The following is a 23,548-nucleotide window of genomic DNA, read 5'->3' on the forward strand; positions in this document are numbered from 1 at the left end:
ATGTGCGGCATTGTCTGTGCCTGGGGGAAAGAACGACATGTATGGACCCGCCATGCTTTGGACCGCCTCTCGCATCGCGGGCCAGATGCGCAGGCGCTTCGAGACGTTGGCGATCTGGTCGTCGGCTTTGCGCGGCTTGCGATCAATGCAATCGGCGACGAGGGTATGCAACCTTTAAGCCAGACGACCCTGACAGGGGTGATCAATGGCGAAATTTACAACCACCTCGCCTTGCGTGAAGAGTTCGGTCTGACGAGCCTCGGCGGGTCTGACATGGCCGTGGTGCTGCCGCTTTTCGCCACGCTCGGAGAGGGGGTTCTCGACAGGCTGGACGGGTTTTTCTCTGGCGTAGTCTATGACAGCGCGGCGAACAGACTTTTTACATTGCGCGATGCGATCGGCAAAAAGCCGTTGTTTCTGGTAAGCACCGACGGAACTTTCATGCTGACCAGCGCCCTGAAATCCGCCATGCGCGTGGAGCGTTTCGAGGAAATCCCGCTTGGGCTTTGCGAAATCGACATGGAAAGCGGCCAGATTATACAAAGGGCCCTGCCCCGACGTCCCACTCCGCTGTCCGCGAAAAAATCCACGCCACAGGCCTTGGTCACAACCATGCGCCGCAGCATCAACAAGCGGACCGCCTGTTCGGATCTTGCCAGTTTCGCGGTCTTTGTAAGCGGCGGTTTGGACAGTTCGATTATCGCGACGCTTGTGCATGAAGGCCCCGACCGCGACCGTGCGCATTACTACTATTTCGATGATCCCGAGAGCGAGGATGCCCACTATGCCGCCTTGTTGCTAGCTGATCTCGGAGTGCCGGCCAGCCGCATCCACCCTGTCTCGGTCCCAATGATGAGCGAAATGCCGGAGTTGATTTCGCGGGTTGTGGAGGCCACCGAAAGCTATAACCCTTCCATCATCAGCAATGGGATCGGCACATATCTTCTTGCCCAGAGTGCGCGGGCTGGTGGTCACAAGGTGGCCTTGGGTGGGGACGGCGCTGATGAAATGTTCTGTGGCTATTTCGATCCGCCGGATTTTGGGCCGGATCGCTCATGGGACACTTCGCGTGCCCGCCTCCTGGCGGACCTGCAGCGCACTGAACTTCGGCGCGTTGATGGGGCCGCAATGGCCTATGGCATCGAGGTCCGCTGCCCCTTCCTCGACCACGACCTGCGAGATTTGGCGCAAGGTTTCACCGAAACGGATTTTTACGGCGATGGCCCGCAGCCGATCCGAAAGAGGGTTCTGCGTCAGGCATTTGCCGCGCATTTGCCGCCCGAAATCATCGCCAGACCGAAGCAATCTTTTGATCGCGGCACAGGTATTCAACGGCTAATGATCCTGTGCTGCACGCGCGCTGGAGACAGTGAAACCGACTATCTCCACGCCGTTTGGCACAGCCATTTCAGGGACCTCTTAGGTCATCTCGATGCCGATCCCTATTTCCACAGCTATCCTGCCTTCGACATGTTCCTCAAGACCCGCGGCCGGCGCTATACGTTGCCGCCCGAAAACACCGGCAAAATGTAATGCTGAACCTCCTACGATCTCTCCTGCACTTCTTTGTGGAAAACTGGCACGACCTTGCGCGTATGCAGGCCAAAACCGCGCATGGGTGCCTTGTTATGTCACGTCCCGTCACTGCGGGGGGCAAGCTTGATGACGCGGCCTTGCTCGCAGCGCTTGAGCAAGAAATCGACGCCTTCTGGCGCAGCGTTCCGTTTCACACCCTGTTTCTTAACTATCAGATGCCGATCCAGAATTCCGCCTATGGCGGCACCTGCTCGGACCGTGCCGTACTGTTTCTTGCCCGTCTGGAAAATAAATTCGGCGCAAGGCTAAAGCCGCGCCTACATCGGTGCCGCATCAATGGCCGTGAGACCCACACCGTCATTCTCATAAGCCTTGGGGCGGGTGATTACCTCATTGATGTCGGCTCGAACTGGCCCGTCATGCACCCGATCCCGTGCTTCGAGCCAAGCGCATTTACCGCCTTCGGGATCGCGTTTCGGGCAGCCCCGACAGGCAAGGAATTGCATGTCGAGATGAAACGCCCCGAGCAGCCGGAGTTCCGCCCGTTTCTGAGCGCCGACCTGACCCCACAGCCGCGCGCGCAGGTTGTGGCTGCGATTGCGGATCGCTACGACCCGCGCAATGATCTACCTTTCAAAGGAAAACTAAGGTTTTCCTGTATCTATGGCGATGCATTCTACGTCCTGCGCGATGACGGTTTTTGCAGCGGTAACGCAGAGTGCTCTGACCTTTGGAAGGAATATCGCGGGTAAAATGCGGTAGAGGCTCTATCGACAAGGCAAGATCGGACATTTACCGCTCAGCGAGTCCGGAGGTCGACCTGATCCTGCGGGGGCGCGCCGCTGCCACGCTCACCGCTGATCCGCAAAGGAGATTGATGTGCCCCCAGAAACCTGCCTTGTTTAGTTTGAGCTGCCTGCTTTCGAAGTCAACGGACGCGAGCATACCGGCGCTGGTGAGCGACCGCTTTGCTAACACCGCATCGCAGCGATTACGTCGCACTTGAACGGCAGCTATGGGCCGTCCTTGCATCTCCGGACGTCCCAGATCATGCGCGATGCCGCGCCGCATCCGAAGTCGGCAGAGAGCCCTTTGTGGGTAGCTTCGGTACTGCTACCATCTCTCTAAATAGTGGGAGACTGGGAGAAGGCTGCGTGCACAACCGAATAGCGAGCATATTGTTGGCCACGTCAACGTTAGCCCATGGATATTGGCGTGCGGGCAGCAAGTTACATCACTTCTTTGGTGCCATCCTCGTAGCAATCGTCGCAGTTATTGTTTTGCCAATATCACTTATCAGACGAGCGGCACGGGGGAGAACCGCCCGCTCAGATACTGAGAGCGAATAGCGGCTAAGTCCCGCATATTGTGAGTTCGTCTGCGGCCGGAGTTCGCCCTCGCAGCGAAAGTCCGGTTCGGTGAAGCTGCACCGCGGCGCAGTCTGACACGATGAATGGCCGGTAAGGGCCGGAAGCACTAAAGTTCAACCGTCACCAGCCCCGTTCCTACGGCCCTTTTTTGAGGAGAGCGGGCCGGGGCTGGCTTGCCTCTCCCGGCGCTGTCAGTGCGCAGTACCAGTTACGTTGAACGGCAGCGTTATTGAGAAACCGGTGTCAATTCTCTGACGATATGCAGGGCACGCGAACGTGCTGACTTTCCGGCGGTTCTGCGATGAGGTGGTGGAGCCGAACCTGAAGGTTTGGGTGTAGCTTCAGCGAGAGATCTGCGAAACATGGAGGGCAAACCGCCGGAAATTCCCGGTTGTCTGCCGCACCAGTTTAGTCCCTCATCCTAGGTGAGGCGACCGGTCCCGTCAGTCCTCCCCGCCTGATGTGTCGGCTGCCGCCGTTTGTAGAGCTTTAAGCAGCAGCCGTTCAGCCCAAAACGGCATCTCATCTGTACTCCAGGCGCGCCGTGGATCCGGCCAGACTTCATTAAAGACGGTCTCGGTCATGACCACCCAGGAAATGCGACCGCCGCTGCGGAGATAGGTGGGCCCTTTGCTGGCGCTCTTCGCAAGACTGAGCACCTGAAGAGGGAGAACCTCGATGTCAAAACGTTTGCCCTGAATGGGCGGAAGGATGGGAGGTTTCATCTGTTTTCCTTTCGTCTGTGCACGCCAAAGGGCACGGCGGGGGCCGTGCTGTGCGCGAAAAGGGAAAACGTTCAAATCATAAGGTCCGATAGCACAACCCGCTGAAATTGCCAGCGGACACATTGCGGCTACGATTCCTGGCTCACCCGAAACGTCAGCCTGATGTGTTGGCCTGGGCAGCGATGAACTTGAGCTGATTCAAAGAGCGCCCGTCCAGTCACCTCTTGTCGCATTGCGGACGACAACCAGTGCTCTGGATTCGGATAGCGGTTCCCCAGTCAGATTTGCGCAAAGCGCACCGCCCGGCAGTAGAGGGCAGCATCTGGCGACGCGCGGTCTTCCCCTCTCTTTCGGCGTGGCTCCCCCAGAGGAAAGCTCTTTTGACGAAAAAGGAAGAAAACCATGCTAAAAAGGAAACTAATCCTGATTAGTCACATCTATGAGAAGTGGTGAGCCGTGAAGGATTCGAACCTTCGACCCACTGATTAAAAGTCAGTTGCTCTACCAACTGAGCTAACGGCCCACTCTGTGAGCGCGGTGACTATAGCTGTGGGCTTTGCAGGTCAACCCCATTTTCCACGGAATCCGCGCGATCTCTGGCAAAAGTTTTTTCAAAGGCGTATATCGCGCGCTATGGCATCTGCCGACTCTATATCCCAACCGCTCGACTTCATGAAATGGCATGGAGCGGGCAATGACTTCGTGATGATCGATTCACGGGGGCGGGATGCTGTTGTCACGCGTGAGTTGGCGGCGAAACTGGGAGATCGCAACCGTGGAGTCGGGTTTGACCAGTTGGCCGAGATCAGAAGCTCGGACGCGGCCGATATTGACCTGGATTTCTGGAATGCCGATGGCAGCCGCGCGGGCGCGTGCGGCAACGCGACCCGATGCGTGGCGCAGTTTGTCATGGACACGACAGGGAAAGACGCCCTGACCATTCGTACCGCGCGCGGCATTCTGCAGGCGCGCGCCGATGGCGATCAGGTGGCCGTCAACATGGGGCAGCCGCAAATGGATTGGGATCAAGTACCCTTGGCTTCGGATGTCGACACCGCCCATCTTCCGCTGGATGGCGACCCGGTAGCGGTCGGCATGGGCAACCCGCATTGCGTCTTTTTCGTCAATGACGCCGAGGCCGTTGACGTGGCCTCGATCGGGCCGCGCATCGAACATGATCCGCTGTTTCCCGAAGCCACCAATGTCGAGTTCGCCGAGGTGCGCGGACGCGACGAGATCAGGATGCGGGTATGGGAGCGTGGTACCGGGATCACCCTGGCCTGCGGGTCCGGGGCTTGTGCGACTGCCGTTGCCGCGCACCAACGCGGCTTGACCGACAAGCGCGTGCGGATGGAACTGGATGGCGGCTGGCTGACATTGGATTGGCGCGAAGATGGCGTTTGGATGACCGGCCCCACGGCCTTTGTGTTCAAGGGCCAGTTGACGCAAGAATTTCTGAAAGGGCTCTAGGATGGGTGCGACACCCCCCGTCTTTGCGACACTGGGCTGTCGCCTGAACGCCTATGAGACCGAGGCGATGAAGCGTCTGGCGGACGAGGCGGGCGTTGAAGGTGCGGTCGTGGTCAACACCTGCGCCGTGACGGCCGAGGCCGTGCGCAAGGCGCGTCAGGAAATCCGCAAGCTGCGGCGCGAAAACCCCGACGCCAAGGTCATCGTCACCGGCTGCGCCGCACAGACAGAACCTGAAACTTTCGCCGCAATGGACGAGGTGGATGCCGTGATCGGTAATCACGAAAAGATGGAACCTGCGACCTGGGCAGGCCTTGCCCCCGATCTGATCGGCGACACCGAACGGGTGCAGGTCAATGACATCATGTCCGTGACCGAAACCGCCAGTCATTTGATCGACGGGTTCGGCACCCGGTCTCGTGCCTATGTGCAGGTGCAAAACGGCTGCGATCACCGCTGCACCTTTTGTATCATCCCCTATGGCCGGGGCAATTCTCGGTCTGTGCCCGCAGGTGTTGTGGTCGACCAGATCAAGCGCCTTGTGGATAAAGGGTTCAACGAGGTCGTCCTGACCGGCGTCGACCTGACAAGCTGGGGCGCCGACCTGCCCGGTGAACCGCGTCTGGGCGATCTGGTCATGCGAATCCTGCGCCTTGTGCCCGACCTGCCGCGCTTGCGCATCAGCTCGATCGACTCGATCGAGGCGGATGACAACCTGATGCTGGCCATCGCGTCCGAGCCGCGCTTGATGCCGCATTTGCACCTGAGCCTGCAACATGGCGATGACCTGATCCTGAAACGGATGAAGCGCCGCCACCTGCGCGACGACGCAATTGCCTTTTGCGAAGAAGCCCGCCGCCTGCGCCCCGACATCACGTTCGGCGCGGATATCATCGCTGGCTTCCCGACCGAAACCGAGGCGCATTTTGAAAACAGCCTGAAACTGGTCACGGATTGCGACCTGACATGGCTGCACGTCTTTCCCTATTCCAAACGCGACGGCACGCCAGCCGCGAAAATCCCCTCGCAAATCAACGGCGCGATCATCAAGGACCGTGCCGCCCGCCTGCGCGCAGCGGGTGATGCGCAGGCCAAACGGCATCTGGCTGCCCAGGTCGGGCAGCAGCACCGTGTTTTGATGGAAAACCCCACCATGGGCCGCACCGAACAATTCGCAGAAGTCGTGTTCCGGACCCCGCAGATCGAGGGCGCGATCGTCACGGTCACACCCAAGGGGATCACGGGCGGCCAATTGCTGGCCTGAACAGGTCGGCGACCATCCGCTGCGCATCGTGGAATCATAGACATATGGCCTCGGCCTCCCTACATTTAATGTGAAGGAGGATCACATGCCCCTACCACTTGCCCCTATTGCGGCCTTTGCCATCCGCTATGGCTCTGTTGCCGTCGCCGCATATGCTTTCGCCCGTTCGATCGAGCGGGGGCGGCGCGATCAGCGTCACGAGGACGCGCTGGATGATGCGCCCGAAGGCGTCACTGCCCGGCGCGACAATGAACAGGTGAACGCAACCGCACGGATGCGGCGCGTGATTCGGTTTGGCGACGCCGGACCGGGGATCGAGATTGACGCCGTCAGCTTGACCCGCATTCGATTTCGAAAGGTCTGACCCGTGCAACTTATTACCTCGCCCGCGTCCCCCTTTGCGCGCAAGGCCCGTATGGTGATCATCGAGACGGGTCAGCAGGACAATGTGGAGTTGGTTGAGGTCATCTCCTCCCCCACTGCGCCCAATCCGCAACTGACCGCAGCCAATCCGATGTCGAAAATCCCCGCCCTGATCCGCAGCGACGGGCCGACCCTTTATGATAGCCGCGTGGTGACGCGTTATCTGGACGCACGCGCCGGTGGCACGCTTTATCCTGAAAGCCGGATATGGGACGTGCTGATCCTTGAAGCGACAGGCGATGCGATCATGGATGCGGGCGTCCTGATGGTCTACGAAAACCGCTGCCGACCCGAAGACATGCAGTTCGGTGGCTGGATGGATGCCCAATGGGGCAAGATCGAAGGCGCGCTGGACGCACTGAACACCCGCTGGATGAGCCATTTGTCCGGTCCGCTGGATATGGGGCAAATCGCCGTGGGCTGTGCCCTGGGCTATCTGGATTTCCGCCATGCGGACCGGGAATGGCGCAAGGGGCGTGATGCGCTGGACGACTGGTTCGCGGTGTTTTCCACGCGCGACAGTTTCAAAGCCACGACACCTGCCTGAGTCGCCCGGCCCCGATCACGCCGGTATTTCACGAAGTTTTTCCGCCTTTGCGCGCTAACTGCGGCAACATAACCTTGAAAAGCCGCCCCTGCGCCCTAATGACTTCTGGACTGGGCGCAATTCCTTGGATAAACAGCCGCGAAACGGACTGCTTTCTTGGGCGGTCTTTTGTCGTGTCGGTTGCAATTTTGCGACCTAGCTAGGGAGATGCGCTCTTGTCACAAGCCGACGACCACCAAGGAACCCGCCGGGATTTCCTTTATTACGCCACCGGTGGTGCCGCAGCCGTTACGGCCGGCGTCGCAGTTTGGCCGCTCGTTGATCAAATGAACCCCTCGGCTGACGTGAAGGCGCTCAGCTCGATCCGTGTGGATATTTCGGGTGTCGAAGTCGGCAGCCAGATCACGGTGAAATGGCTGGGCAAACCGGTCTTTATCCGTCGCCGCACCGAAGAGGAAATCGCCGCCGCCCGCGCCGATGATGACGCCGCCCTGCCGGACGACAAGGCCCGCAACGCCAATGTCGACGCATCCCTGTCGGCTGCCGATGAAAACCGCTCCATGGACGAAGCAGGCGAATGGCTGGTCATGATGGGCGTCTGTACCCACCTTGGCTGTGTGCCGCTGGGCGACGGTGCTGGCGATTTCGGCGGTTGGTATTGCCCCTGCCACGGCTCGCACTATGACGCATCTGGCCGCATCCGCAGGGGTCCGGCACCTGAAAACCTGCCCGTTCCCGTCGCCGAATTTGTCGACGAAACGACAATCAAGCTGGGCTAAGGGAGGCTTACATGTCCGGAATTCCTCATGACCACTACGAGCCCAAGACCGGGTTCGAAAAATGGCTGAACAAGCGGCTTCCCGTTGTTGGCCTGCTGTATGACACCCTGATGATCCCCACGCCCAAGAACCTGAACTGGTGGTGGATCTGGGGCATCGTCCTGACCTTCTGTCTGGTGATGCAAATCGTGACCGGCATCATTCTGGTGATGCACTACACGCCGCATGTCGACATGGCGTTCGCGTCCATCGAACACATCATGCGCGACGTGAATGGCGGGCATATGCTGCGCTATATCCACGCCAACGGCGCTTCGCTGTTCTTCGTGGCCGTCTATATCCACATCTTCCGCGGCCTGTTCTATGGTTCCTATAAAGCCCCGCGCGAAGTCACATGGATCATCGGCATGCTGATCTATCTGATGATGATGGCGACCGGCTTCCTGGGCTATGTTCTGCCCTGGGGTCAAATGTCCTTCTGGGGTGCAACCGTCATCACCGGCCTGTTTGGCGCCATCCCGTTCATCGGTGAAGGCCTGCAAACCTGGCTGCTGGGCGGACCGGCTGTGGACAACGCCACGCTTAACCGCTTCTTCTCGCTGCACTATCTGCTGCCCTTCGTGATCGCAGCTCTGGTCGCCGTTCACATCTGGGCCTTCCACACCACGGGCAACAACAACCCGACCGGTGTCGAAGTGCGTCGTGGCTCGAAAGAAGAGGCCGAGAAAGACACCCTGCCCTTCTGGCCCTATTTCGTCATCAAAGACCTTGTTGGCCTTGGCATCGTGTTGATCATCTTCTTCGCCATTGTCGGCTTCATGCCCAACTATCTGGGCCACCCCGACAACTATATCGAAGCCAACCCGCTGGCGACGCCTGCGCATATCGTGCCGGAATGGTATTACCTGCCCTTCTACGCGATCCTGCGCGCCTTCACCGCTGATGTGTGGGCCGTGCAAGCGGTCAGCTTCCTGACCGGCGGCATTGTCGATGCGAAGTTCTTCGGCGTGCTGGCGATGTTCGGCGCGATCTTCGTGATGGCGCTGGCCCCGTGGCTCGACACCTCGTCGGTCCGCTCGGGTCAGTATCGTCCGGCGTTCAAGTGGTGGTTCCGCCTGCTGGTCATCGACTTCATCGTTCTGATGTGGGTCGGGGCACGCGACACGAACTTCCCGCATGACTGGATTTCGCTGATCGGCGCCACATACTGGTTCGCTTACTTCCTGGTGATCCTGCCGCTTCTGGGCCTGTTCGAAAAACCGACCACGCCCCCGGCCACCATCGAGGAAGACTTCAAAGCCCACTATCCCGGCGCAGCCGAGTGAGAAAGGATCGAGGATCAATGATCAAGAAACTCGCAACATCCGCCCTTGTCGCGCTGGCGCTGACCACTGGTGGCGCGTCGGCAGCCGGCGATGAAGGCCATATCGAGGACATCGCGTTTTCGTTCGAATGGCCGTTTGGCACCTATGACCAGGAACAGCTGCGCCGCGGCCTGAAGGTCTATACCGAGGTCTGCGCGGCCTGCCACGGCCTGAAATATGTGCCGCTGCGCACGCTGGCCGACCCCGGCGGTCCGCACTACACCGAAGACGAAGTGCGTGCCTATGCCGCCGAGAACTTCACCATTTATGATGAAGAGCTTGAGGATGACCGCCCGCGCAAACCGTCGGATTTCTTCCCCACCGTATCGGGCGAAGGCATGGGGCCGGACTTGTCCCTGATGGCCAAGGCCCGCGCAGGGTTTCATGGCCCTGCGGGCACCGGTCTGAACCAGCTGTTCCGCGGCATGGGTGGTGCGGAATACATCGCCAGCTTCCTGCTGGGCTTCAATGGTGAAGAAGACGAGGTTGCGGGCAGCGTCCTTTATGGCAACACCGCCTTTCCGGGCGGCTGGGTGTCGATGCCTCCGCAGTTGGAAGACGGTCTGGTCGACTATGATGACGGTCACAACAACTCGGCCCATCACATGGCCGAAGATGTTGCCGCCTTCCTGATGTGGACCGCAGAACCGAAGATGATGGCCCGCAAACAGGCTGGCTTCGTGTCGGTCCTGCTTCTGGTGCTGCTGACCTCGCTTCTGTATCTGACAAACAAGAAGCTCTGGGCACCGCACAAGGGCAAGCAGCTTGATCTGTAATCAGATCGACCAATGAACAGAAAAGGGCGCCCCTTGGCGCCCTTTTTCTTTAGTTCGGCCGCCCCATCTAGCCGCCAAGATAATCCCGCAGAGCGTCTGGCGGATTCGCGAAGATCTCCGGTGTCGGCACCGGCGCGTGGGCGGTCCCCCCTTCGACCAGAATAACTTCGTCCGACATCAACCGGGCATCTTCGGGGTTGTGGCTGACCATCAAGAATGTCGCCTTGGTCTCGGCGGCCAACTCGCCCACGAGTTCCAACATCTCGGCGCGCAAGGCCGGTCCAAGCGCCCCGAACGGTTCATCCAGAAGCAGCAACGGTCGATCCCGCAAAAGCACCCGCGCCAAGGCGACCCGTGCAATCTGCCCACCCGACAGTTGCGCGGGCTTGCGCCCTTCCTTCCCGCCAAGCCCGACCCGCGCCAAGGCCGCCCCGACCCGCGAGGTATCCTCGGCCGTCAGCCGCAAATCGGGCCGCAATCCCAACCCGACATTCTGCGCCACGGTCAGGTGCGGAAACAGGTTGTTGTCCTGAAACACCATGCTGATGGGTCGATCCGCGGGATCGTTGGGCATCACCGTCCCTTGCCAACGGATCACCCCGTCGCTCAGCGGCTGGAAGCCGGCGATCATGGCCAGCAAGGTGGACTTCCCCGCCCCGGATGGCCCCAGAACCGCCACCCGCTCGCCCCGGTTCACATGCAGATCGGCGCTCAGGGTAAAATCCCCCATGTCAACGCGCGCGTTTTCAATCGTCAGCATTCACGCGACCCCCTCGGTCAAAGATCCAGAACAGGCACAGCGACAGGCCCAGCAGCAGCACCGCCGCCGCTGCCGCGTCATCCATCCGATAGGCCCCCATCAGGCGATAAAGCTGCAAGGGCAATGTCACCCCATCGGGCGCGGCGAACATCGCGATGACGCCAAGGTCACCCATCGACAGCGCCGCCGCCAACCCAAGCGCAAACCCGAGTGGGCGTCGCAATCGTGGCAACCATAACAATCGCACCCGCGTTAGCCCGTGCAGGCCCAGCCCGTCTGCCAGCCTGCCGTAATCCTTTTCGATCTGCCTCAGCGCCGGCACAAGCGCGCGTAGGGTGAAAGGCAGGCTCATCGCCGCGTTCACCACCGCCGTGACCGGCAAAGCAAGATCCGATGGTTTCACGAAAGGAAACAGGATCAGGAACAGCCCCGTTCCCACCACCAGAGGCGAGGCCGCAATGGTCAGATAGCCCAACCCTTCGACCAGCCACGCGCCGCGCTGCACGACGAGCGCCGCGATCGGCAAAGCAAGTGCCAGGGTCAGCAGGGCCGATCCGAAAGCCACCATAAGGGACCGAGCCGCCGCCTGAAATACGGATGCGGGCAAGGTCAGAAGCCCCGGCGCCCCATCGACGATGACCATGGTCAGGGGCAGCAGCAGAAAAAGGCTGGCCAAGGTCACGGCCACCACATCCATGACGCGCTGCGCCCGCGTATCGTCCCACCGCTGCACCGCGCGATCAAGACCCGCCCCCATGTCGCCCGGAATGGCGACCCGGAACGCGATCAGGGCTGCCCCCGCCCCCATCGCGAACTGTATCAACGCCAGCAGCGCCGCGCGGCCAAGGTCGAAATCGAACTTGAATGCCTCATAGATGGCCAGTTCGACCGTGGTCGCCCGCGGCCCCCCACCCAGCGCCAGTGCCACGGCGAAGGAGGTCAGACAGATCAGGAAAATCACCAGAAACGCGCCGGGGATCACCTCGCGCAGCATCGGGCGCTCCAATGTGCGCGCAATGTCGCGGGGACCCATGCCAAGCGATGCAGCCAGGCGGAAGCGTTCGGCCGGGATCGACAGCCAGCCTTGCAGGATCAGGCGCGTTGCCAGCGGCAGGTTGAAGAACACATGGGCCAGAATGACCCCGTGATAGCCGTAAATCGAGATCGGCTCGCCCCCCATCACGCCCAGCGCCGCGCTGATGATGCCGTTGCGTCCAAAGACAGCAATCAGGCCCAGCACGGCGACGATGATCGGCAGAATGAAGGGGGCGCCCAGCAAGGTAACGAGCAATCGACGCCCCGGAAACGAGCGGCGGGCCAAGGCGCGCGCCACGGGTATGGCCAGCACCACACTGACCCCTGCCGACAGCGCCGCCTGCCACAACGTGAACCGGATCGCGGCCCAATCCGACGGACCAAGACCGCGCCCGCCATCGGCCCTGAGAATGACGGCGACAAGCGTGCCGAACACCAGCACGACCAGCAACAGGACAGCCAGAAGGCCGGGCCAGTGCGACACCCAGATGGGGCGATCTGTCCGGCCCGACCGCATCATTTATTTCGAGAACGCCGCAAGCCATTCGTCCAGCGCAGGCTTGCGCAGGGCTTCGGCTTCGTCCTCGGGGAAAAAGATGGCCTTGCCGGGCACACCCAGCAGCTCGAACTTCTCGGGCAGAAGCGACTCATCCAGCTTCGACGGGTAAGACCAGTTCGCGGTCGGGATCGCCTTCTGGAACTCTTCGCTCAGCACATAGTCCATGAAGGCGCTTGCCAGCTCTGGCTGATCGGTGGTTTTCAGCTTCGCCGCCAGTTCGACGAACAGGTAATGACCTTCCTCGAAGATCGCCGCCGACTTGGTCATGTCGTCTTCGGCGATGATGTGATAGGCGGGCGAGGTGGTGTAGGACAGCACCATGTCCGCTTCGCCATCCGTGAACATGCCATAGCTTTCCGACCACCCTTGCGTCACGGTCAGGACCTTCGGGGCCAGCCGCTCCCACGCCTGCGGCGCGTCATCGCCATAGATCGCCTTGACCCACAGAAGCAGGGCCAGACCGGAGATCGAACTGCGCGGGTCTTGCAGAACGATTTTCACATCATCCGGCATGTCCAGCAGCGCCTCGAAACTGGCGGGCGGGGTTTCCATCTTGGTGTTGTCATAGATGAACGCGGTGTAGCCATAGTTGAACGGCAGGAACACATCATCGGTCCAGTCAACGGGCATGGTCAGACCGCTGACATCCTGCCCATGGGGCGCAAACAGGCCGGTCGCCCGCGCCCGTGCGGTGACATCGGTGTTCAGGCCAATGACCACATCGGCTTCCGTCCGCTCGCCCTCCAGCAGGATGCGCGGCAGCACGTCGCCGGTGATGAATTGCAGGTCGCAACTGCACTGCGCCTCAAACCCCTGCTCGATCCCGGGGCCCGGGCCCCATTCGGACGCGAAGTAATCGGGGGCATAGACTTGAAGCACGGGCGTTTCCGCCGTCGCCACGGTCGCTGCCGTGGCCGTCAGTGCAAGTCCTGCGACAAATGAAAGGGTCTGTTTCATGGCATCCTCCAAATGCGCCGGACGGAGTGGCATTTGGGGCATCCAAATTACCTTCCCTCCGCCGGTTCTAGCCGGTTCAGGTTCAACGGGTCCGCATGATCTGCATCTCAGCCGGTTCGCTCCGGCCCCCCGAGGTGACGCCATACCTGACGGGTTTGGCCCAACTTGGCAAGCCCCCCTTGACGTAAGGGCGGCAATCGGCAATGTGACCGCTAACACCCACCATATCGGAGCCGAACATGTCGGACGTCTCACAATCGCCCGTCAGGGGGCTGGGTTTTGCCTTTGCAGCCTTTGCCATCTTTGCGACCCATGATGCGATCATCAAGGCGCTGGGGGTGAACTTCTCTGTGTTCCAGATCATCTTCTTCGCGATGCTGTTTGCCTTCGTGCCGATGTCGGTGCTGATGTTGGCCGACCGCCAGGTCGACAACTTCCGCCCGCATCACCCGTGGCTGATCCTGCTCAGATCCGCCACGTCGGTCATCGCGATGTCGACCGCCTTTTACGCCTTTACCGTGCTGCCGCTGGCCGAGGTCTATGCACTGCTTTTCGCGACGCCCCTTCTGATCACCGCCATGTCGGCCATCCTGCTGGGCGAACCTGTGCGCGCCCAGCGATGGGCGGCGGTGATCGTCGGATTGATCGGCGTTCTGATCGTGCTCAGACCCGGCGTTACCGCGATCTCGTTCGGGCATGTCTGCGGATTGATCGCGGCGTTCGGTTCCAGCCTTGGATCCGTCATCATGCGCAAGATCGGCGGCGAAGAACGCACGGCGGTGATGATCCTCTATCCGATGCTGTCCTCGATTCTGTTCATGGCCGTGATGCTGCCCTTTGTCTATCAACCCATGGCCGTGACCGAGCTGGGGTTGGTTGCCAGCGTGGGCGTGTTGTCAGTGTTGGCACAGGTGATGATCATCGCTGCCTATCGCATCGCACCCGCCGCAGTCGTGGCCCCCAGCCAATACAGCCAGATCCTCTGGGCCACCCTGTTTGGTGTGCTGTTCTTCGGAGAACTGCCGGACACCTGGGTCGGCGTCGGGGCATCGGTGATCATTGCCTCAGGTATTTTCATCGTCTGGCGCGAAAGCCGCCCCTCCGTCTCGATCCGCCGCCCACTTCTGCGCGATCCGAACCCGCGTTACGACACCGGCCCCAGCCCGCAGCCAAAACACCGGCGTGACCCGGAGTGAGATCGACGCGCTTTCCTTTCGCCCGCGCCTTCGCTATCACCCTGACAACGAAGGAGCTTGCGCATGTCGATGAACAGTTTCGGCCATATTTTCCGCGTCACCACATGGGGCGAAAGCCATGGGCCTGCCTTGGGTGCAACGGTCGATGGTTGCCCCCCCGGTGTGCCACTGGAACCTGAAATGATACAGGTCTGGCTGGACAAGCGCCGCCCGGGTCAGAACAAGCACACCACCCAGCGCAATGAACCCGATCAGGTCCGCATCCTGTCTGGCGTGTATGAGGGCAAGACGACCGGCACGCCGATCCAGTTGATGATCGAAAACACCGATCAGCGGTCGAAGGATTACGGTGAGATCGAAAAGACCTTTCGCCCGGGTCATGCCGACATCACCTATTGGCAGAAATATGGCATCCGCGATCCGCGCGGCGGGGGGCGATCGTCGGCGCGTGAAACAGCGGCGCGGGTGGCCGCTGGCGGCGTGGCGCGCGAGGCGCTGAAGGCGCTGCTGCCGGGACTTCAGATCAAGGGTTACATGACCCAGATGGGCGCGCTTCATCTGGACCGCGACAAGTTTGACTGGAACGCGATTGACCAAAACCCGTTCTGGCTGCCGGACAATAGCGCCGTCAAGGAGTGGGAAGATTACCTGCATCATCTGCGCACCAAGGAACATGACAGCGTCGGCGCGGCGGTCGAGGTCGTCGTGCGCGGCGCGCCTGCCGGTCTGGGCGCCCCGATTTACGCCAAGTTAGACACTGACCTGGCCGCTGCGATGATGTCGATCAACGCCGTGAAGGGCGTCGAGATTGGTGAAGGCATGGCGGCTGCAGGCCTGAAAGGCACCGAGAACGCGGATGAAATCTCGATGGGCGATGATGGCCCGGTGTTCGCTTCGAACCACGCGGGCGGTATACTGGGTGGGATTTCCAGCGGGCAGGACATTGTTGTGCGCTTCGCGGTGAAGCCGACAAGTTCCATCCTGACACCGCGCCAGTCGATCACCAAATCGGGCGACCCCATTGAGGTGGTCACCAAGGGCCGTCATGATCCCTGTGTGGGCATCCGCGCCGTGCCCGTGGGCGAGGCGATGGCGGCCTGTGTCATCCTTGATCACGTCATGCTGCACCGCGCCCAGATGGGCGAAGGGGTGCGCGGCAAGATCGGTTGAAGGGCGCCGGGCGGTGCCCGGCAGATTTGAGGCCTCCGGCGGGGATATTTCTGGCCAGAAGAAGCGGGGGTTTTCAGGGCCGGGTGGGCGTTTGCTTGGACAGTTGCACGGCAAGGATGCCGAAGGTGATGATGGCGACGCCGATGAAATCCATCACCGTCAGCGCCTCGCCCAGTAAGAGCCACGCGATGGCGACGCCGAAGAACGGGTTGAGGAAGTGGAAGGTGGCCGCCTTGACCGCGCCAATGCGTCTGACCAGCGCGAACCAGACCCAGGTGGCCAAAAGGCCGGGCACCAGCACCGTGTAGCTGAAGGCAAGGCCAAGGCGCAGGCTGGGCTCAAAGCCGGGGCTTTCCAGAAAGACGGCGACCACCGCCAACACGGCGGAACCCACAAACATCTGTAGCCCGACGATCATCATCAGGTTGCCACCCGAGGACGCCGTGCGCACAGCAAGGGTTGCCGCCGTCAAAGCACCTGCTCCGACAAAGCACAGGATGACGCCAACCACATCGACACCGCCCGACAGCCGCGACCCCATGATTACCGCGACCCCCACGATGCCCGCCAGCAGGCCAAGCAGCGCCAAAGGGCGCATTCGGTCGCCCATGAACAGCCAGCCCGCCAACGCAACCATCAATGGCATGGTCGACGCGATGATCGAGGCCAGGCTGGCCTCGATCCACTGCATCGCCACGAAATTCAGACCCAGATACAGCGCGTTTTGGCAAACGCCGAAGATGATCACCGCGCGCCATTGGTTGCGGGTGAGCTTCCAACTTTGGCCCAGCACACGGGCAATGAACACGCCCAGCAGGCCGGAAATCAGAAACCTGAGCGCCAGGGAATAGAGCGGCGGCGCGTCCGCCACGATGATACGGGCGGAGGTGAAAGCCGAGCTCCACATCAGGGCAAAGGCCAGCCCCATAAAGATCGCGCGCAGATCCATGTTACCTCCGGCAATAGAAAAGGGCCGCCACTTGGGCGACCCTTTCCGAATTCCTGTGCGGGGACAAGCCCCGAAGGCGCCAAATCAGCCGTTCACGCTGTCTTTCAGAGCCTTTGCGATGGTCATTTTCACGACCTTGTCCGCGTCTTTGTGGATCTGCTCGCCGGTGGCGGGGTTGCGCACCATGCGGGCCGGACGTTCGCGGCAATAGATCTTACCAACACCGGGCAGGGTCACGGCACCGCCGTTGGACACTTCCTTGGTGATGATGTTGATGATACCGTCCAGCGCGCTCGACGCCGATTTCTTGTCCGAGCCCATTTCTTCGGCCAGTGCAGCGACCAGCTGGGTCTTCGTCATAGGTTTCGACATATAATACACTCCTCACATTTACCCATTTATTGGGCTTCATCGGGCGCATTTAACTGTATGTAGCGGGGGGACACAACGATTTGTTGTGCCAATTTCCCCAATAAAACGCGGTTTTTCCCTGTTTTTACCCAAGTTGCCCTAAAGGAAAGCCGTCTCTTCGAAACTTCTGAGTTTCCGGCTGTGGATTCGTTCGATCGGCATCTCGCGCAGGGTTTCCATCGCCTGGATACCGATCAGCAGATGTCGTGCCACCTGTGACTTATAGAAATCGGACGCCATGCCGGGCAGTTTCAGCTCTCCGTGCAGGGGTTTGTCGGACACGCATAGAAGCGTGCCATAGGGAACGCGAAACCGAAATCCGTTGGCGGCGATGGTGGCGCTTTCCATGTCCAGAGCGATGGCGCGCGACTGGCTGAGCCGCTGCACCGGGCCGGATTGGTCACGCAACTCCCAGTTCCGGTTGTCAAGCGAGGCGACCGTGCCGGTGCGCATGATGCGTTTGAGCTCATAGCCTTCCAGCTCGGTCACCTGTGCGACGGCTTGTTCCAGTGCAATCTGGATTTCCGCAAGGGGTGGGATCGGAACCCAGATCGGCAGGTCGTCATCCAGCACCTTGTCCTCGCGCAGATAGGCATGGGCCAGCACGAAATCCCCCAGACGCTGGCTGTTGCGCAGTCCGGCGCAATGACCCACCATCAGCCACGCATGAGGGCGCAGCACGGCGATGTGATCGGTCGCGGTTTTGGCGTTGGACGGCCCGACCCCGATATTCACCAGCGTGATCCCCGCCCCATCGGCGCGTTTCAGGTGATAAGACGGCATCTGCGGCAGTTTTTCAGGAACCGGCAGTTCCTGATCGAGGGCGGTTATCGTGTGATAGCCCGGCCCGACAAACGCGGTGTATCCGCTGTCGGGATCGGCCAGCATCTGGCGGGCATAAGCTTCGAATTCCTCGACGTAGAACTGATAGTTGGTGAACAGCACGTGGTTCTGGAAATCTTCGGGTTTGGTGGCCGTGTAATGCGACAGGCGTGCCAGCGAATAATCCACCCTCTGCGCGGTGAACGGGGCCAGCGGGGATGCGTTGTCTTCGCCCGGTTGGGCCACACCGTTGACGATGTCGTCATTGGTGCTGGACAGGTCCGGCACGTCAAAGACATCGCGCAGGGGAAAGCGCATCGCGCCTTCTTGCGGAACAGTGATGTTCGGGTCATTGGCGACGGCGAAATGCACCGGTATCGGCGTGTTTGACCAACCGACCTGAACCGGCACGCCGTGATGCTCCAAAAGCAGAGACACCTGCTGGATCAGGTAATTCTCGAACAGATCCGGCCGCGTGATCGTTGTGCTGTAGGTGCCCGGCGCGGGAACATGGCCGAAACTGAGCCGTGTGTCGATCTGGGCATGGCTGGTGGTGGTCAGACTGATCTCGGGATAAAAGGCGCGATACCGCATATCAGGCTGGTCACCGGAGACCGACTGTTCGAATGTTTCACACAAAAAGGCGCAGGCTTGAGCATACAGCTCTTTCAACCGTTGCACCGTCGCCCTGGCGTCGGTGAAGGTTTCATGCGCTTGCTCTGGCGGGGTGATCACGGGAATGGCGTTTCCGTTGGAAGGCATCAAGGCTCCTCGATCAGGTTGGTCAGTTCAAACTGGGTGACATCCACAAGTCCCAGATCAGAGATACGTAACTCGGGAATGACAACAAGCGCCAGAAGCGAGTGCTGCATATAGGCGTTGTTCAAGGTGCAGCCACATTGTGCCATCGCGGCCACCATGGCATCGGCCTTCGCAGCCACTTCACGCGCGGGGGCATCCGACATCAGCCCCGCGACCGGAAGCTCAACCAGCGCCAGTTCTTCACCGTCCTTGAACACGGTGATACCGCCACCAACCTCGCCCAGACGATTGGCGGCCAGCGCCATATCCTCGCGGCTGGTGCCGACGACGATCATGTGGTGACTGTCATGAGCCACGGTCGAGGCGATGGCCATCCGCCCGGTATACCCGAAGCCCGACACCAGCCCGTTAACAACCTCACCCGTCGCGCGGTGACGTTCGACCAGCGCGATCTGGCACACATCCTGCGCTTCGTCGATTTCCACCAAGCCATCCACCACGCCAAGGTCGCGGGTCAGCGCTTTGGTGGGGGCCTGGTTCTCGACCACGCCAATCACCTTGGCGCGGACAGAATTTGCCCCTTCGGGGGCGGCGATCTCGAAATCCACGGCGTCCAGAACACGGCCCAGATGCACGGTCTTGCGCGCATATTCGGGCCAGTCCAGATGCGGGCAATCGACCGTGACCTCTCCGCCCTCGGCCAGCGTCACACCGCGCGCGATCACGCGGTTGATCGGCAGAGTGGTCAGGTTGTCTGTCAGGATCACATCCGCCCGCCGTCCGGGTGTAATAGAGCCTAATTCACGCTCCAGCCCGAAATGGGTCGCGGTGTTGATCGTTGCCATTTGCAGTGCGATCAGCGGGTCGCATCCACAGGAAATCGCATGGCGCACCACGCGGTTCATATGGCCGTCATTGACCAGGGTGCCGGAATGGCAATCATCGGTGCAAAGGATGAAGTTGCGCGGGTCTAGTCCCTTTTCCGTGACCGCCGTGATCTGCGTTTCAACGTCATACCAGGCCGAGCCCAATCGCATCATCGACCGCATCCCCTGCCGCACACGCGCAATGGCGTCTGCCTCGCACGTGCCTTCGTGATCATCCTCCGGGCCACCCGCCGCATAGGCATGGAAAGCCGGGCCAAGGTCGGGGCTGGCGTAATGCCCGCCCACGGTTTTGCCCGCCTTTTGTGTCGCTGCAATCTCGGCCAGCATCTTGGCGTCGCCATTTACCACGCCGGGGAAATTCATCATCTCGCCCAGCCCGATGATGCCCGGCCACTCCATCGCTTCGGCCACGTCATCAGGCGTGATTTCATAGCCGGTCGTCTCTAATCCAGGCGCAGACGGCGCGCAGGAGGGCATTTGGGTGAAGATATTGACGGGCTGCAACAGCGCCTCGTCATGCATCAGTTTCACACCTTCCAGCCCCAGCACATTCGCGATCTCGTGCGGATCCGTGAACATGGTGGTGGTGCCATGCGGGATCACGGCGCGGGCAAATTCGGCCGGTGTCAGCATGCCGCTTTCGATGTGCATATGCGCGTCACACAGGCCGGGGATCAGGTATTGACCATCCGCCTCGATCACCTTGGTCGCATCACCGATGCAATGCGCGGCATCTGGGCCGACATAGGCAAAGCGCCCATCGGCAATCGCAACCTGCCAGCCATCCAGAACCTCGCGCGTGTGCACATTCACCACACGCCCGCCCCGGATCACCAGATCGGCGGGTTCGCGTCCTGCTGCCACCGCAACAAGTCGAGGCGCACTGTCGGACCATGATTTGAAACTTGGGTTTTCCATTGAGCCATTGTTCTAAATTCCGATGTTAGCGCAACCCCCAAAAACGCTTTGACATTTGCGCTTTTCAATCCCGACCGCACGGCGATACTGCGCGCATGGACAAGACACTTTTCATCTTCGGGTTCGGCTATTCCGCCCGCGCACTGGCACGGTTGCTGCAAGACGAATTCACCATCATCGGCACCTCGCGCGAGGCGGGCGCCGACGTGATCCAGTGGCCGGGGCACGACATTACCGGGCCGTTGTCACGCGCCACGCATCTTCTGATTTCTGCCGGACCTGACGCAGACGGAGACCCCGTTTTAAGGCAGGTTAGAGACGATATTGCCCGCACTGCACCGCAGCTTCAGTGGGCGGGCTATCTGTCCACCACCGGCGTTTATGGCGACCATGACGGGGGATGGGTGGACGAAGAAACGCCCCTTGCTCCATCCACAAAACGCGGTCAGCAGCGGGTCGAAGCAGAAGCGGCATGGCAAGAGCTTGCCACCGAGACCGGATTGCCCCTGCATATCTTCCGGCTGGCTGGCATCTATGGCCCCGGTCGTGGCCCATTTGCCAAGGTGCGGCGCGGCACGGCGCGGCGGATCATCAAGAAGAACCAGGTGTTTTCGCGCATTCATGTCGATGACATCGCGCAGGTGCTGGCGGCGTCCATTGCCCATCCGAACCCCGGTCGCATCTACAATGTCTGTGACGACAATGCCGCCCCGCCCGAAGATGTTCTGGCCCACGCCGCCGACCTGTTGGGCCTGCCCCACCCCCCTGCCGATGATTTTGAGACGGCCGAAATGACCCCCATGGCCCGCAGCTTCTATGCCGAAAGCAAGCGGGTGCGAAATGACCGGATCAAGGACGAGTTGGGGGTGAAGCTGCTTTATCCGACCTATCAGGACGGATTGGCGGCGCTGCTGAAAGCCGAGGCTTAGGCCCGCTTTTCGCCGATTTGCGCGATGCCCAGCACGTCCAGCACCTTGGCTTCGATGTGTTTGGCGGACAGACCGGCCTCTTCATACATCCGCGCAGGCGAGGCGTGGTCGATGAACGTGTCGGGCAGAACCATCGACCGGAATTTCAGACCCGTGTCAAACACGCCCTCATCGGCCAAAAGCTGCGCAACATGACTGCCGAACCCGCCAATCGCGCCTTCCTCGATGGTGATTAGCGCCTCGTGGTCGGCGGCCAGCTTCAGGATCAGATCACGATCCAGCGGCTTGGCAAAGCGCGCGTCGGCGATCGTCGGGCTGATCCCGCGGGCGGTCAGGGCCTCGGCGGCTTTCTCGACCTCGGCCAGTCGCGTGCCGAAGGACAGGATCGCCACGCGCGACCCGTCGCGGATCATGCGGCCCTTTCCGATCTCCAACACCTCGCCCTGTTCGGGAAGGTCAACGCCCACACCTTCGCCGCGCGGATAACGGAAGGCGCATGGTCCGTCGTTGATCGCATGGGCGGTTGCGACCATGTGCATCAACTCTGCTTCGTCTGCCGCTGCCATCACCACCATTCCGGGCAGGTTGGACAGGAAAGCGATGTCAAAACTACCCGCATGGGTGGCGCCATCCGCCCCCACAAGCCCGGCGCGGTCGATGGCAAAGCGCACGGGAAGGCGTTGCACCGCCACGTCATGCACAACCTGATCATAGCCACGCTGAAGGAAAGTCGAATACATCGCGCAGAAAGGTTTCATCCCGCCTGCTGCCAATGCTGCTGAGAAGGTCACGCCATGCTGTTCGGCAATCCCTACGTCAAAGCACCGCGACGGATAGCGTTCGGCCATCAGGTTCAGCCCGGTGCCGTCCGGCATCGCCGCCGTTACGGCGCACACCTTGTCATCCTTGCCCGCCAGATCAACCAGCGTCTTGCCAAAGACCGAGGTATAGCTGGGCGCATTTGACGGCGCCTTGTGCTGCTTGCCGCTGGACACGTCGAACCTGGCCGTCGCGTGACCACGATCGCGTGCGGCTTCGGCGGGGGCGTATCCCTTGCCCTTCTTGGTGATCACATGGATCAGCATCGGACCGGTGGCGCGGTCATGCACCGTGCGCAGGATCGACAACAGGCTTTCCATGTCATGGCCATCAATCGGGCCGACATAGGAAAATCCCAGCTCTTCGAACAACGTGCCGCCGACGGTCATCGACTTGACCATTTCCTTGGCCCGGCGCGCACCTTCTTGGAAGGGTTCCGGCAACAGGCTGACGGCGCCCTTGGCGGCGGCTTTCAATTCCTGAAACGGCTCGCCTGCATAGAGGCGGCTCAGGTAACTGGACATCGCACCCACCGGCGGTGCGATGGACATTTCGTTGTCGTTCAGAATCACGAACAGACGGCGACCCAGATGACCCGCGTTGTTCATCGCCTCGAACGCCATGCCTGCCGACATAGACCCGTCGCCAATGACGGCAATCGCGTCGCCGATGCCGTGCTCCGGCGCACCGCCCAGATCACGCGCCACCGCAAAGCCCAGCGCCGCCGAGATCGAGGTCGAGCTGTGCCCCGCCCCGAACGGATCAAACGGGCTTTCCGACCGTTTGGTGAAGCCGGACAACCCGCCCTCGCACCGCAGGGTGCGGATGCGGTCGCGGCGACCCGTCAGGATCTTGTGAGGATAGCATTGATGGCCCACGTCCCAGATGATCCGGTCACGCGGCGTATCAAAGACCGCGTGCAGCGCGACGGTCAGTTCAACCACGCCCAACCCCGCGCCCAGATGCCCGCCGGTCTCGGAGACCGCCGAAATCGTCTCGGCCCGCACGTCTTTGGCCAGCGCCACAAGCTCGCGGTCGGACAGGGATTTCATGTCGGCCGGAACCGATATGCGATCAAGAATGGGTGTCTCGGGTGTGTCGGCCATCTGCGCCCCGCTGC

The 23,548-nt window shown here is 60.9% G+C and carries 21 protein-coding genes, 1 tRNA gene and 1 riboswitch; of the genes, 12 read left to right on the forward strand and 10 right to left on the reverse strand.

All coding sequences use genetic code 11. The features are described from left to right. Together IE188_RS11735 and IE188_RS11740 are read left to right on the forward strand one after the other, a co-directional pair. Positions 1 to 1,533 (forward strand): asparagine synthetase B family protein, encoded by a 1,533-nt coding sequence (locus IE188_RS11735; RefSeq protein ID WP_191286697.1) that lies wholly within the window; start codon positions 1 to 3, stop codon positions 1,531 to 1,533. A gap of 95 nt (positions 1,534 to 1,628) precedes the next feature. Further along, on the forward strand, positions 1,629 to 2,288 hold the full coding sequence (locus tag IE188_RS11740) for an arylamine N-acetyltransferase family protein (RefSeq protein ID WP_191286698.1): 660 nt from the start codon (positions 1,629 to 1,631) through the stop codon (positions 2,286 to 2,288). A 1,061-nt stretch (positions 2,289 to 3,349) separates the two neighbouring features. Here the strand turns inward: IE188_RS11740 and IE188_RS11745 are convergent. Together IE188_RS11745 and IE188_RS11750 are read right to left on the reverse strand one after the other, a co-directional pair. Then, positions 3,350 to 3,631 (reverse strand): hypothetical protein, encoded by a 282-nt coding sequence (locus IE188_RS11745; RefSeq protein ID WP_191286699.1) that lies wholly within the window; start codon positions 3,629 to 3,631, stop codon positions 3,350 to 3,352. A gap of 447 nt (positions 3,632 to 4,078) precedes the next feature. Beyond that, positions 4,079 to 4,154, reverse strand: a tRNA-Lys gene (locus IE188_RS11750). 110 nt (positions 4,155 to 4,264) lie between these two features. Between IE188_RS11750 and dapF the strand changes: the two genes are divergently transcribed. From dapF to IE188_RS11785, 7 genes are all read left to right on the forward strand, one after another. Next, a complete protein-coding gene (gene dapF / locus IE188_RS11755; protein WP_191286700.1) occupies positions 4,265 to 5,101 on the forward strand; it encodes a diaminopimelate epimerase in 837 nt (278 codons plus the stop codon). A 1-nt stretch (position 5,102) separates the two neighbouring features. After that, a complete protein-coding gene (gene mtaB / locus IE188_RS11760; protein ID WP_191286701.1) occupies positions 5,103 to 6,365 on the forward strand; it encodes a tRNA (N(6)-L-threonylcarbamoyladenosine(37)-C(2))-methylthiotransferase MtaB in 1,263 nt (420 codons plus the stop codon). A gap of 85 nt (positions 6,366 to 6,450) precedes the next feature. Next, positions 6,451 to 6,729, forward strand: a complete 279-nt coding sequence (locus IE188_RS11765) for a hypothetical protein (RefSeq protein ID WP_191286702.1) — start codon at positions 6,451 to 6,453, stop codon at positions 6,727 to 6,729. Between the two features lie 3 nt (positions 6,730 to 6,732). Then, positions 6,733 to 7,335 carry a glutathione S-transferase gene (locus IE188_RS11770; RefSeq protein ID WP_191286703.1) on the forward strand — a complete coding sequence of 201 codons (603 nt, stop codon included), beginning with the start codon at positions 6,733 to 6,735 and terminating at the stop codon, positions 7,333 to 7,335. Positions 7,336 to 7,550: 215 nt separating this feature from the next. Next, on the forward strand, positions 7,551 to 8,114 hold the full coding sequence (petA, locus tag IE188_RS11775; RefSeq protein WP_191286704.1) for a ubiquinol-cytochrome c reductase iron-sulfur subunit: 564 nt from the start codon (positions 7,551 to 7,553) through the stop codon (positions 8,112 to 8,114). Between the two features lie 11 nt (positions 8,115 to 8,125). After that, complete coding sequence (gene petB, locus IE188_RS11780; RefSeq protein WP_191286705.1) at positions 8,126 to 9,439, forward strand: cytochrome b; 1,314 nt, start codon at positions 8,126 to 8,128, stop codon at positions 9,437 to 9,439. A 17-nt stretch (positions 9,440 to 9,456) separates the two neighbouring features. After that, positions 9,457 to 10,254 (forward strand): cytochrome c1, encoded by a 798-nt coding sequence (locus tag IE188_RS11785; RefSeq protein WP_191286706.1) that lies wholly within the window; start codon positions 9,457 to 9,459, stop codon positions 10,252 to 10,254. A gap of 67 nt (positions 10,255 to 10,321) precedes the next feature. On the opposite strand, the gene IE188_RS11790 is transcribed toward IE188_RS11785, so the two are convergent. From IE188_RS11790 to thiB, 3 genes are read right to left on the reverse strand one after another with little or no spacing between them, the layout of a single operon-like run. Then, on the reverse strand, positions 10,322 to 11,014 hold the full coding sequence (locus IE188_RS11790; protein WP_191286707.1) for a thiamine ABC transporter ATP-binding protein: 693 nt from the start codon (positions 11,012 to 11,014) through the stop codon (positions 10,322 to 10,324). After that, the gene (locus tag IE188_RS11795; protein ID WP_191286708.1) at positions 11,001 to 12,566 is read right to left on the reverse strand and encodes a thiamine/thiamine pyrophosphate ABC transporter permease ThiP; all 1,566 of its coding nucleotides are present in this window, start codon (positions 12,564 to 12,566) and stop codon (positions 11,001 to 11,003) included. The genes IE188_RS11790 and IE188_RS11795 overlap by 14 nt, the downstream gene beginning before the upstream one ends. Before the next feature lie 3 nt (positions 12,567 to 12,569). Continuing rightward, on the reverse strand, positions 12,570 to 13,565 hold the full coding sequence (gene thiB, locus IE188_RS11800; RefSeq protein WP_191286709.1) for a thiamine ABC transporter substrate binding subunit: 996 nt from the start codon (positions 13,563 to 13,565) through the stop codon (positions 12,570 to 12,572). A gap of 36 nt (positions 13,566 to 13,601) precedes the next feature. Then, positions 13,602 to 13,707: riboswitch (TPP riboswitch) on the reverse strand. Between the two features lie 97 nt (positions 13,708 to 13,804). On the opposite strand from thiB, the gene IE188_RS11805 reads away from it, so the two are divergent. Both IE188_RS11805 and aroC read left to right on the forward strand, forming a co-directional pair. Further along, on the forward strand, positions 13,805 to 14,761 hold the full coding sequence (locus IE188_RS11805) for a DMT family transporter (RefSeq protein WP_191286710.1): 957 nt from the start codon (positions 13,805 to 13,807) through the stop codon (positions 14,759 to 14,761). Positions 14,762 to 14,824: 63 nt separating this feature from the next. Next, on the forward strand, positions 14,825 to 15,931 hold the full coding sequence (aroC, locus tag IE188_RS11810; protein ID WP_191286711.1) for a chorismate synthase: 1,107 nt from the start codon (positions 14,825 to 14,827) through the stop codon (positions 15,929 to 15,931). Positions 15,932 to 16,004: 73 nt separating this feature from the next. Here the strand turns inward: aroC and IE188_RS11815 are convergent, their stop codons facing one another. The 4 genes from IE188_RS11815 to ade form a co-directional block, all read right to left on the reverse strand. Beyond that, positions 16,005 to 16,880, reverse strand: coding sequence for a DMT family transporter (locus IE188_RS11815; RefSeq protein ID WP_191286712.1), 876 nt, complete (start codon positions 16,878 to 16,880; stop codon positions 16,005 to 16,007). 84 nt (positions 16,881 to 16,964) lie between these two features. Next, positions 16,965 to 17,252: an HU family DNA-binding protein gene (locus IE188_RS11820; protein ID WP_191286713.1), complete on the reverse strand. Its 288-nt coding sequence runs from the start codon at positions 17,250 to 17,252 to the stop codon at positions 16,965 to 16,967. A 138-nt stretch (positions 17,253 to 17,390) separates the two neighbouring features. After that, complete coding sequence (locus tag IE188_RS11825) at positions 17,391 to 18,875, reverse strand: AMP nucleosidase (protein ID WP_191286714.1); 1,485 nt, start codon at positions 18,873 to 18,875, stop codon at positions 17,391 to 17,393. Then, positions 18,875 to 20,680, reverse strand: a complete 1,806-nt coding sequence (gene ade / locus IE188_RS11830) for an adenine deaminase (protein WP_191286715.1) — start codon at positions 20,678 to 20,680, stop codon at positions 18,875 to 18,877. The genes IE188_RS11825 and ade overlap by 1 nt, the downstream gene beginning before the upstream one ends. A gap of 95 nt (positions 20,681 to 20,775) precedes the next feature. On the opposite strand from ade, the gene IE188_RS11835 reads away from it, so the two are divergent. Then, the gene (locus tag IE188_RS11835) at positions 20,776 to 21,609 is read left to right on the forward strand and encodes an SDR family oxidoreductase (RefSeq protein ID WP_191286716.1); all 834 of its coding nucleotides are present in this window, start codon (positions 20,776 to 20,778) and stop codon (positions 21,607 to 21,609) included. Here IE188_RS11835 and dxs read toward each other — a convergent pair. Beyond that, positions 21,606 to 23,534 (reverse strand): 1-deoxy-D-xylulose-5-phosphate synthase, encoded by a 1,929-nt coding sequence (dxs, locus tag IE188_RS11840; RefSeq protein WP_191286717.1) that lies wholly within the window; start codon positions 23,532 to 23,534, stop codon positions 21,606 to 21,608. The genes IE188_RS11835 and dxs overlap by 4 nt on opposite strands. Positions 23,535 to 23,548: the final 14 nt, after the last annotated feature.

Origin of the sequence: Aliiroseovarius zhejiangensis (assembly GCF_014656375.1) — a bacterium.
Taxonomy (GTDB): domain Bacteria; phylum Pseudomonadota; class Alphaproteobacteria; order Rhodobacterales; family Rhodobacteraceae; genus Aliiroseovarius; species Aliiroseovarius zhejiangensis.